The organism is Sphingomonas trueperi, from assembly GCF_040545965.1.
Classification (GTDB): domain Bacteria; phylum Pseudomonadota; class Alphaproteobacteria; order Sphingomonadales; family Sphingomonadaceae; genus Sphingomonas; species Sphingomonas trueperi_C.
The window spans coordinates 566,843-576,112 of the sequence record NZ_JBEPMV010000003.1 but is presented as its reverse complement, the minus strand read 5'-3'; the positions used below and the strand labels follow the sequence as shown (position 1 = coordinate 576,112).

Annotated in this window: 19 protein-coding genes; all 19 read left to right on the top strand. The window is 64.3% G+C overall.

Going from position 1 to position 9,270, the window contains the following annotated elements:
- Positions 1-24 precede the first annotated feature (24 nt).
- The 19 genes from rplC (at position 25) to rpmD (ending at position 8,823) form a co-directional block, all read left to right on the top strand.
- Positions 25-774, top strand: coding sequence for a 50S ribosomal protein L3 (gene rplC, locus ABIC35_RS10495; protein ID WP_121074307.1), 750 nt, complete (start codon positions 25-27; stop codon positions 772-774).
- The gene (gene rplD, locus ABIC35_RS10490; protein WP_121074310.1) at positions 775-1,401 is read left to right on the top strand and encodes a 50S ribosomal protein L4; all 627 of its coding nucleotides are present in this window, start codon (positions 775-777) and stop codon (positions 1,399-1,401) included.
- A complete protein-coding gene (locus tag ABIC35_RS10485) occupies positions 1,394-1,705 on the top strand; it encodes a 50S ribosomal protein L23 (RefSeq protein ID WP_010545722.1) in 312 nt (103 codons plus the stop codon). Before rplD ends, ABIC35_RS10485 begins: the two co-directional genes overlap by 8 nt.
- A 4-nt stretch (positions 1,706-1,709) precedes the next feature.
- Entirely contained in the window at positions 1,710-2,561 is an 852-nt protein-coding gene (gene rplB, locus ABIC35_RS10480; protein ID WP_121074313.1) for a 50S ribosomal protein L2, read from the top strand.
- 3 nt (positions 2,562-2,564) lie between these two features.
- Positions 2,565-2,843, top strand: a complete 279-nt coding sequence (gene rpsS, locus ABIC35_RS10475; protein WP_066719904.1) for a 30S ribosomal protein S19 — start codon at positions 2,565-2,567, stop codon at positions 2,841-2,843.
- Positions 2,843-3,220 carry a 50S ribosomal protein L22 gene (gene rplV, locus ABIC35_RS10470; RefSeq protein ID WP_010545725.1) on the top strand — a complete coding sequence of 126 codons (378 nt, stop codon included), beginning with the start codon at positions 2,843-2,845 and terminating at the stop codon, positions 3,218-3,220. Before rpsS ends, rplV begins: the two co-directional genes overlap by 1 nt.
- Entirely contained in the window at positions 3,220-3,930 is a 711-nt protein-coding gene (gene rpsC, locus ABIC35_RS10465) for a 30S ribosomal protein S3 (RefSeq protein WP_010545726.1), read from the top strand. The genes rplV and rpsC overlap by 1 nt, the downstream gene beginning before the upstream one ends.
- Before the next feature lie 16 nt (positions 3,931-3,946).
- On the top strand, positions 3,947-4,378 hold the full coding sequence (gene rplP / locus ABIC35_RS10460) for a 50S ribosomal protein L16 (RefSeq protein WP_064313338.1): 432 nt from the start codon (positions 3,947-3,949) through the stop codon (positions 4,376-4,378).
- A gap of 5 nt (positions 4,379-4,383) precedes the next feature.
- On the top strand, positions 4,384-4,587 hold the full coding sequence (gene rpmC / locus ABIC35_RS10455; RefSeq protein WP_010545728.1) for a 50S ribosomal protein L29: 204 nt from the start codon (positions 4,384-4,386) through the stop codon (positions 4,585-4,587).
- 13 nt (positions 4,588-4,600) lie between these two features.
- Entirely contained in the window at positions 4,601-4,867 is a 267-nt protein-coding gene (rpsQ, locus tag ABIC35_RS10450) for a 30S ribosomal protein S17 (RefSeq protein ID WP_010545729.1), read from the top strand.
- A gap of 142 nt (positions 4,868-5,009) precedes the next feature.
- Entirely contained in the window at positions 5,010-5,378 is a 369-nt protein-coding gene (rplN, locus tag ABIC35_RS10445) for a 50S ribosomal protein L14 (RefSeq protein WP_010545730.1), read from the top strand.
- The gene (rplX, locus tag ABIC35_RS10440) at positions 5,378-5,695 is read left to right on the top strand and encodes a 50S ribosomal protein L24 (RefSeq protein WP_121074316.1); all 318 of its coding nucleotides are present in this window, start codon (positions 5,378-5,380) and stop codon (positions 5,693-5,695) included. Before rplN ends, rplX begins: the two co-directional genes overlap by 1 nt.
- The gene (gene rplE, locus ABIC35_RS10435; RefSeq protein WP_010545732.1) at positions 5,688-6,269 is read left to right on the top strand and encodes a 50S ribosomal protein L5; all 582 of its coding nucleotides are present in this window, start codon (positions 5,688-5,690) and stop codon (positions 6,267-6,269) included. Before rplX ends, rplE begins: the two co-directional genes overlap by 8 nt.
- A 19-nt stretch (positions 6,270-6,288) precedes the next feature.
- Positions 6,289-6,594 carry a 30S ribosomal protein S14 gene (rpsN, locus tag ABIC35_RS10430; protein ID WP_010545733.1) on the top strand — a complete coding sequence of 102 codons (306 nt, stop codon included), beginning with the start codon at positions 6,289-6,291 and terminating at the stop codon, positions 6,592-6,594.
- A 12-nt stretch (positions 6,595-6,606) separates the two neighbouring features.
- Positions 6,607-7,002: a 30S ribosomal protein S8 gene (gene rpsH, locus ABIC35_RS10425; RefSeq protein ID WP_010545734.1), complete on the top strand. Its 396-nt coding sequence runs from the start codon at positions 6,607-6,609 to the stop codon at positions 7,000-7,002.
- The gene (gene rplF, locus ABIC35_RS10420) at positions 7,002-7,535 is read left to right on the top strand and encodes a 50S ribosomal protein L6 (protein WP_121074319.1); all 534 of its coding nucleotides are present in this window, start codon (positions 7,002-7,004) and stop codon (positions 7,533-7,535) included. Before rpsH ends, rplF begins: the two co-directional genes overlap by 1 nt.
- Positions 7,535-7,894, top strand: coding sequence for a 50S ribosomal protein L18 (gene rplR, locus ABIC35_RS10415; RefSeq protein ID WP_174539078.1), 360 nt, complete (start codon positions 7,535-7,537; stop codon positions 7,892-7,894). Before rplF ends, rplR begins: the two co-directional genes overlap by 1 nt.
- Positions 7,895-7,896: 2 nt before the next feature.
- Positions 7,897-8,637 (top strand): 30S ribosomal protein S5, encoded by a 741-nt coding sequence (rpsE, locus tag ABIC35_RS10410; RefSeq protein WP_121074322.1) that lies wholly within the window; start codon positions 7,897-7,899, stop codon positions 8,635-8,637.
- 6 nt (positions 8,638-8,643) lie between these two features.
- Positions 8,644-8,823 carry a 50S ribosomal protein L30 gene (rpmD, locus tag ABIC35_RS10405; protein WP_019369689.1) on the top strand — a complete coding sequence of 60 codons (180 nt, stop codon included), beginning with the start codon at positions 8,644-8,646 and terminating at the stop codon, positions 8,821-8,823.
- Positions 8,824-9,270: the final 447 nt, after the last annotated feature.

Genomic DNA, 9,270 nt, shown 5'->3' with positions numbered 1-9,270 from the left:
CTCTGTAATAGGAGCAACAGGCCGATGCGCACTGGCGTTATCGCGAAGAAGATGGGGATGACCCGCCTGTTCCAGGACGACGGCCGGCACGTGCCGGTGACCGTTCTGGCACTGGAAGGCGTCCAGGTGGTGGCACAGCGCACCACCGACAAGGATGGCTATGTGGCCGTTCAGGTCGGCGCCGGCACGGCGAAGGCCAAGAACGTCGCCAAGCCGCAGCGCGGCCACTTCGGCAAGGCCGAAGTCGAGCCGAAGGCGATCCTCTGCGAATTCCGCGTCGAGGAAGATGGTCTGCTGGACGTGGGCGCCGAAATCTCGGCCGACCATTTCGTCGCAGGCCAGCTGGTCGACGTGTCGGGCCGTACCCAGGGTAAGGGTTTCGCCGGCGCCATGAAGCGTTGGGGCTTCGGCGGTCTGCGCGCCACCCACGGCGTTTCCGTCTCGCACCGTTCGCACGGTTCGACCGGTAACCGCCAGGATCCGGGTCGCGTCTTCAAGAACAAGAAGATGGCCGGTCACATGGGCGACCGCAATCGCACCCAGCAGAATCTGGAAGTGGTCGGCACCGATGCCGAGCGCGGCCTGATCTTCGTCAAGGGTTCGGTTCCGGGCTCGAAGGGCGGCTGGCTGATCGTGAAGGACGCCGTCAAGGTTGCCCGTCACGCCGAAGCGCCGTACCCCGCCGGTCTGAAGACCGTCGCGAACAGCAACGAGGCTCCCGCCGAAGCGCCCGCAGTGGCGGCTCCGGAAGCCACCGAAGGCCAGGAGGGCTAAGTGAAGGTCAAGGTTCAAACCCTCGACGCCGCCGAGAAGGGCGATATCGAGCTCAACGACGAGATCTTTGGTCTCGATCCGCGCGCCGACATCCTGCACCGCGTCGTCACCTGGCAGCTCGAGAAGCGTCGCGGCACCGCCCGTGGCACCCGCGAGCGCGCCGACGTTGCGCGTACGGGCAAGAAGTGGGGCCGCCAGAAGGGCGGTGGTACCGCACGTCACGGCGATCGCCGCGCGCCGGTGTTCATCGGCGGTGGTAAGGCGCACGGCGCCCGCGTCCGCGACTTCAATCCGTCGCTGAACAAGAAGATCCGCACGCTGGGCCTGAAGATGGCGCTGTCGAGCCACGCCAAGGCGGGTTCGCTGATCGTCATGGACAGCCTGGTCGTCGAGAACGGCAAGACCAAGGTCCTGGCCGGCAACCTCGAGAAGCTGGGCTTCGGCAAGAAGGCTCTGGTGATCGATGGCGACACCATCGAGAACAGCTTCGCGCTGGCAGCAGGCAACCTGCACCAGGTGGACGTGCTGCCGGCGATCGGCGCCAACGTCTACGACATCCTGAAGAGCGACACGCTGGTCCTGACCCGCGCTGCCGTCGAGAAGCTGGAGGCGCGCTTCAATGGCTAAGCAGTCCAAGCCGGTCGACATCCGTCACTACGACGTGGTGCTCGCCCCGCACATCACCGAAAAGTCGACGCTCGTCTCCGAGGCGAACGCCGTGGTCTTCAAGGTCGCCAACGATGCGACCAAGCCGGAGATCAAGGCTGCCGTCGAGGCGCTGTTCAACGTCAAGGTCACCGGCGTGAACACCCTCGTCCAGAAGGGCAAGACCAAGAAGTGGAAGGGCGCGCCCTACCGCCGTTCGGACTTTAAGAAAGCGGTCGTGACGCTCGCCCAGGGCGAACAGATCGACGTGACCACGGGGATCTGAGACCATGGCGCTCAAGAACTATAATCCGACGTCGCCTGGCGTCCGCGGGCTGATCCTGATCGACCGCTCGCAGCTCTTCAAGGGTCGCCCCGTCAAGGCGCTGACCGAAGGCAAGACCAAGACCGGCGGCCGTAACAACAAGGGCCATGTCACCTCGCGTGGCATCGGCGGCGGTCACAAGCAGCGCTATCGCATCGTCGATTTCAAGCGCCGCCTGTGGGACGTCGAAGGCACCGTCGAGCGGATCGAGTATGACCCGAACCGCACCGCCTTCATCGCGCTGATCAACTACGGCGCCGACGAAGCCGGCAAGGATCGTCTGGCCTACATCATCGCTCCGCAGCGTCTCGCTGTCGGCGACAAGGTGATCGCGGGCAAGAAGACCGACGTGAAGCCGGGCAACGCCATGGAGCTGGGCCAGATTCCGGTCGGCACCATCGTCCACAATGTGGAGATGAAGCCGGGCAAGGGCGGTCAGATCGCGCGTTCGGCTGGTGCGTACGTCCAGGTCGTCGGTCGTGACCGCGGCATGGTGATCGTGCGTCTGAGCTCGGGTGAGCAGCGCTACATCCACGCCGCCTGCATGGCGACCGTGGGTGCGGTGTCGAACCCCGACAACCAGAACCAGAACTTCGGTAAGGCCGGTCGTAGCCGCTGGCAGGGTTCGCGTCCGCTTACCCGCGGTGTCGCGAAGAACCCGGTCGACCACCCGCACGGCGGTGGTGAAGGCCGTACCTCGGGCGGCCGTCACCCGGTCACCCCGTGGGGCAAGCCGACCAAGGGTGCGCGCACCCGCCACAACAAGGCGACGGACAAGATGATCATCCGTTCGCGTCACGCGAAGAAGAAGGGCTGATAGATGGCTCGCTCCGTATGGAAGGGTCCGTTCGTGGACCTGCATCTGCTCAAGAAGGCAGAGACCGCTCAGGAAGCCGGCACCCGCGCTGGTCCGATCAAGACCTGGTCGCGTCGTTCGACGATCCTGCCGCAGTTCGTTGGTCTGACGTTCAACGTCTACAACGGCCGCAAGTTCGTCCCGGTCTCGGTCAACGAGGACATGGTCGGCATGAAGCTCGGCGAGTTCGCGCCGACCCGTTTCTTCCCCGGCCACGCCGCGGACAAGAAGGGTAAGCGCTAATGAGCAAGCAGGCAGCCCCCCGCAAGGTCGGCGACAAGGAAGCCCTTGCCGTCGCCACCCAGATCCGTGGCTCGGCGCAGAAGCTGAACCTGGTCGCTGGCCTCATCCGTGGCCGCACCGCGGCTGAAGCGATGAACATCCTCGCCTTCTCGAAGAAGGCGATGGCGGTCGACGCGCGCAAGGTTCTGGCCTCGGCCATCGCCAATGCCGAGAACAACCACAACCTCGACGTCGACGCCCTCGTCGTCGCCGAGGCCTCGGTCGGCAAGTCGATCACGATGAAGCGCTTCGCGACGCGCGGCCGTGGCAAGTCCACCCGCATCCTGAAGCCGTTCAGCCGTCTGCGCATCGTCGTGCGCGAGCAGGAAGAAGCATAATGGGTCAGAAGAGCAATCCCATCGGTCTGCGCCTGCAGATCAACCGCACCTGGGACAGCCGCTGGTTCGCGGAAGGCCATGACTATGGCCGTCTGCTGCTGGAGGACCTCAAGATCCGCAAGTTCATCCTCAAGACGCTGCCGCAGGCCGCGATCTCGAAGGTGGTCATCGAGCGTCCGGCCAAGCTGTGCCGCATCTCGATCTTCGCGGCACGTCCCGGCGTGATCATCGGCAAGAAGGGCGCGGACATCGAGAAGCTGCGCAAGACGCTCGGCGCGATGACCTCGTCCGACGTCTCGCTCAACATCGTCGAGATCCGCAAGCCGGAAGTCGATGCGAAGCTCGTCGCGCAGGGCGTGGCGGACCAGCTGGAGCGCCGTATCGCGTTCCGTCGTGCGATGAAGCGCGCGGTGCAGTCGGCTCTCCGTCTCGGCGCCGAAGGCATTCGTATCACCTGCGCCGGCCGTCTGGGCGGCGCGGAAATCGCCCGCACCGAATGGTACCGCGAAGGCCGCGTTCCGCTGCACACGCTGCGCGCGAACGTCGACTATGCCGAGGCCGAAGCCCACACCGCCTATGGCGTGTGCGGCGTGAAGGTCTGGATCTTCAAGGGCGAAATCCTCGGCCACGATCCGATGGCGCAGGACCGGCTGAACCTCGAGGCACAGACCTCGGGCGTGCGCCCGTCGCGCGACGATCATCGCCGCTAAGGACTAGGACAGAACAATGCTGCAACCGAAGCGCACCAAGTTCCGTAAGGCCTTCAAGGGCCGCATCCATGGCGACGCCAAGGGTGGTACGGCGCTCAACTTCGGCTCCTATGGCCTGAAGGCGATGGAGCCCGAGCGGATCACCGCGCGCCAGATCGAGGCGGCTCGCCGCGCGATCACGCGTCACATCAAGCGTCAGGGTCGTCTCTGGATCCGCATCTTCCCGGATGTTCCGGTTTCGTCGAAGCCTGCCGAAGTCCGCATGGGCTCGGGTAAGGGTTCGCCGGAGTTCTGGGTCGCCCGCGTCAAGCCGGGCCGCATCCTGTTCGAGCTGGACGGCGTTCCCGGCCCGCTCGCCGCGGAAGCGTTCGAGCGCGCCGCGATGAAGCTGCCGATCAAGACCAAGGTCGTCGCTCGCCTCGGCGACACGACGCACCTGGAGGGCTGATAGAAATGACCAAGGCAACCGACTTTCGGGCCAACACCGACGACCAGCTCGCCGAGCAGCTGGGCAACCTGAAGCGCGAGCAGTTCAACCTGCGCTTCCAGGCCGCCACCAGCCAGCTCGAGAAGCCGACCCGCGTGCGGGAAGTGCGTCGCGACATCGCCCGTATCAAGACGCTGCAGAACGAGCGCTCGCGCTCGACTGCCAAGTAAGAGGACCGAGACCATGCCGAAGCGCGTGCTGACCGGGAACATCGTCTCAGATAAGGGCGACAAGACCGTGGTGGTTCTCGTGGAGCGTAAGGTGAAGCACCCGCTCTACGGGAAGATCATCCGCCGCTCGAAGAAGTACCACGCCCATGATGAGGCGAATGAGTACAAGGCCGGCGAGACCGTGCGCATCGAAGAGACTGCGCCGATCTCCAAGCTGAAGACCTGGAAGGTGATCGGGCGGGTTGATACCCACGCGACGCCGAACACGGTCGACGCATAATCGTCATCTCCGCTCTTGCGGAGAACTCGAGTTGCGGTCATAGGCCGCCGCTTTGGTGCCCCGGCCGTGAGGCCGGGGTGACGCATTAGAAACGGAACCACCGGGCTCGTCCCGGCAGGCCAAACGAGAAGGAACCGGATCGATGATCCAGATGCAGTCCAATCTCGACGTCGCTGACAACAGCGGCGCGAAGCGGGTGCAGTGCATCAAGGTGCTGGGCGGGTCGAAGCGTCGCTTCGCCGGCGTGGGCGACGTCATCGTCGTCAGCATCAAGGAAGCCGCCCCCCGCGGCAAGGTTAAGAAGGGCGACGTCCACCGCGCGGTTATCGTCCGCACGGCGAAGGACATCCGCCGCACCGACGGCTCGGTGATCCGTTTCGACGGTAACGCCGCCGTGCTGGTCAACAAGAACGAGGAGCCGATCGGCACCCGTATCTTTGGCCCGGTGGTCCGCGAGCTCCGCTCGAAGGGCTTCATGAAGATCATTTCGCTCGCCCCCGAGGTGCTGTGATGGCTGCTGCCAAGATCAAGAAGGGCGACAAGGTCGTAATCCTGTCCGGCAAGGACAAGGGCAAGACCGGTGAAGTCGTCAAGTCGCTGCCGAAGGACGACAAGGTCGTCGTTTCCGGCGTGAACATCGCCGTCCGCCACAAGAAGCCGACCCAGGGCGAGCCCCAGGGTGGCCTGGTGCGCATCGAAGCGCCGCTGCATGTCTCGAAGGTCGCGCACGTGACCGCCGACGGCAAGCCCACCCGCGTCCGCTTCGAAGAACGCGACGGCAAGAAGGTTCGCGTCGCCGTCAAGACCGGGGAGGTCATCAATGGCTGACAAGTACACGCCTCGCCTGCGCAAGCTCTATGACGAGCAGATCGTCAAGGCGATGACCGAGAAGTTCGGCTACAAGAACGTCATGGAAATTCCGCGCATCGAAAAGATCGTGCTGAACATGGGCGTTGGCGAAGCCACCCAGGACAAGAAGAAGGTCGAGCAGGCCGCTTCTGAAATGGAACTGATCGCCGGCCAGAAGCCGGTCGTGACCAAGGCGAAGAAGTCGATCGCGCAGTTCAAGCTGCGTGAAGGCATGCCGATCGGCGCGAAGGTTACCCTTCGTCGTGAGCGCATGTACGAGTTCCTCGATCGTTTCATCACGATCGCGCTCCCGCGCGTCCGCGACTTCCGCGGCCTGAACCCGAAGTCGTTCGACGGTCGTGGCAACTATGCCTGCGGCCTGAAGGAACAGCTCGTGTTCCCCGAAATCAACTATGACCGCATCGACAAGGTGCGCGGCATGGACGTGATCGTTACCACCACTGCCAAGACGGATGACGAGGCTCGCGAGCTTCTCCGTCTCTTCGGTTTCCCGTTCCCGCAGGCGGACGGCGAAACGAAGCAGGCGGCGTAAGGAAGGAAGAACTTAAGTCATGGCGAAACTGAGTTCGATCAACAAGAACGAGCGTCGCAAGCAGCTGGTGAAGAAGTACGCCGGCAAGTACGCGAAGCTCAAGGCGATTGCGAACGACGAAAGCCTGGATGAGACCGAGCGTCTCATCGCACGGCTCAAGATGGCCGAGATTCCCCGCAACGGGAACCCGACCCGCATTCGCAACCGGTGTGAGCTGACGGGTCGTCCCCGCGCTTATTACCGCAAGTTCCGTCTCGCACGTGTCATGCTGCGCGATCTGGCCAACAAGGGCCTGATCCCGGGTGTCACGAAGTCGAGCTGGTAAAGGACACGCAAGATGGCAGTGACCGATCCCCTGGGTGACATGCTCACCCGCATCCGCAACGGTCAGCGCGCGCGCAAGGACTCTGTCCTCACGCCGGCGTCGAAGTTGCGTGTCCGTGTCCTCGACGTGCTTCAGCGCGAGGGCTATATCCGTGGCTACAGCGAAGAGCAGATGGGCCCCGCGGCCGGCATCCGCATCGAGCTGAAGTATTTCGAGGGTCAGCCGGCGATCAAGCACGTCGCGCGCATCTCGAAGCCGGGCCGCCGTGTCTATTCGGGTTCGCAGGAGCTTCCGCGCGTCCGTAACGGCCTCGGCATCACGATCGTCTCGACGCCTCGCGGCGTTCTGTCCGACGCCGAAGCGCGCGAACAGAATGTCGGCGGCGAAGTGCTCGCGGAGGTGTTCTGATGAGCCGCATCGGTAAGAAGCCGGTTCCCGTCCCCGCGGGCGTGACCGCGAACATCGACGGCGGGCAAATCTCGGTGAAGGGCCCCAAGGGGACCCTCACCATGCCGCTCGCGGACGACATCAAGTACGAAGTGATCGACGGCGGCATCTCGGTGCAGCCGGCGAACGAGACCAAGCGCGCCCGTGCCTTCTGGGGCATGCAGCGTACCCTGGTGCAGAACCTCGTCACCGGCGTGACCACCGGCTTCACCAAGAAGCTGCTGATCACCGGCGTGGGCTACCGCGCTGCTTCGCAGGGCAAGGTCCTGAAGCTGCAGCTCGGCTATTCGCACGACGTCAACTTCGACATCCCGGAAGGGATCGAGATCAAGACGCCGGATCAGACCACGGTCGAGATCTCGGGCATCGACAAGCAGAAGGTCGGCCAGGTGGCCGCGGAAATCCGCCGTTGGCGCAAGCCGGAGCCCTATAAGGGCAAGGGCATCAAGTACGATGGCGAATTCATCTTCCGCAAGGAAGGGAAGAAGAAGTGATCAGCACCAAGGGTCTTTCGCTTTTCGAAAAGCGTCGTCGCCGCAACCGTACCGCGCTTCGTGCGCGGGCCGGTGGCCGTCCTCGTCTGTCGATCCATCGCTCGGGCAAGCACATCTATGCCCAGGTGATCGACGATGCCGCAGGTCGCACCGTCGCCTCGGCTTCCACGCTCGAGAAGGACGTGCGTGGCCAGACCGGCGCCACGATCGCCGCGGCACAGGAAGTGGGCAAGCGCGTTGCCGAGGCCGCCAAGGCCGCAGGCATCACCCAGGTCGTCTTCGACCGCGGTGGCTTCCTCTACCATGGTCGCGTCAAGGCGCTGGCGGATGCCGCGCGTGAGAGCGGATTGGAGTTCTAACGATGGCCGATGAAATCAACACGACCGAAGCACCGGTCGAGGCGCAGGACGCCGGCCAGGCGGCACCCGACCAGCAGCAGCAGGGTCGTGGTTCGCGTGGCGGCCGTGGCCGTGGCGCTCCGGGCGGCGGCGGTGACAACCGCGGCCGTGGCGGTCGCGACGGCAACCGTGGTCGCCGTGACGATCGTCGCGGTGGTCCGCAGGACGACGGTGGTGAGGAGCTGATCGAAAAGCTCGTCCACATCAACCGCGTCTCGAAGACGGTGAAGGGCGGTAAGCGCTTCGGCTTCGCAGCGCTCGTCGTCGTCGGCGACGGCAAGGGCCGTGTCGGCTTCGGTCATGGCAAGGCGCGCGAAGTGCCGGAAGCCATCTCGAAGGCGACCGCTTCGGCGAAGAAGGCGATGATTCGCGTTCCGCTGAAGGAAGGCCGCACGCTGCACCACGACGGCAACGGCCACTTCGGCGCAGGCCGCGTGACCGTCCGTTCGGCGCCCCAGGGTACCGGCATCATCGCCGGCGGCCCGATGCGCGCGATCTTCGAATCGCTGGGCGTGGCCGACGTGGTGACCAAGTCGGTCGGCACCTCGAACCCGTACAACATGATCCGCGCCACGTTCGAGGCACTGGGTGAGCAGACTTCGCCGAAGTCGGTTGCGCAGCGCCGTGGCAAGAAGATCGCCGACCTGCTCGGCCGCGGTGGTTCGCAGACCGCCGAGGCGGACGCTGCGGCCGTTACGGAGTAATCGATCATGGCGAAGATCAAGATCAAGCAGATCGGCTCGCCGATCCGCCGCACCAAGGATCAGCGCGCAACGCTGATCGGCCTTGGCCTCAACAAGATGCACAAGGTTTCGGAGCTGGAAGACAGCCCCGAGGTCCGCGGCATGATCCGCAAGCTGCCGCACATGGTGGAAGTGATCGAGGGCTGAGCCTTCGGTCTGCTGACACAGCGACATTGGAAAAGGGCGGTGGGCAACCACCGCCCTTTTTATTTGTCTGGTGGAAGTCGGGTCGGGGAAGCAAGAAGTTGAATTTTGCAGCGCCGCCCGTCGGTCGGCGAATGCTTGTCGACAACGAACTGGCGGTCGCCTACGACGAGGTCAGTTCTTTTCCGGGGGGAAGCTAATGAACGTGCATCAGTACTTGTTGCTGTCTATTGCTTGCGCGCTGGCTGTGTCAGGGTGCAGCGATGGCGGCTCTCAGCAAGCTGCTAACGGCACGCCGACACCGGCACCGGTCCTCACGCCTGCTCCACCCGGACCGAGCCCTACGCCAACGCCGACGGTCACGGCGTATTCTCCGTTCGCAGACTTCAGCCTCGACCGTAACTTTACAGGGCTCGTCCTGGCGTCGACCACGCAAACTATACCTGCGTC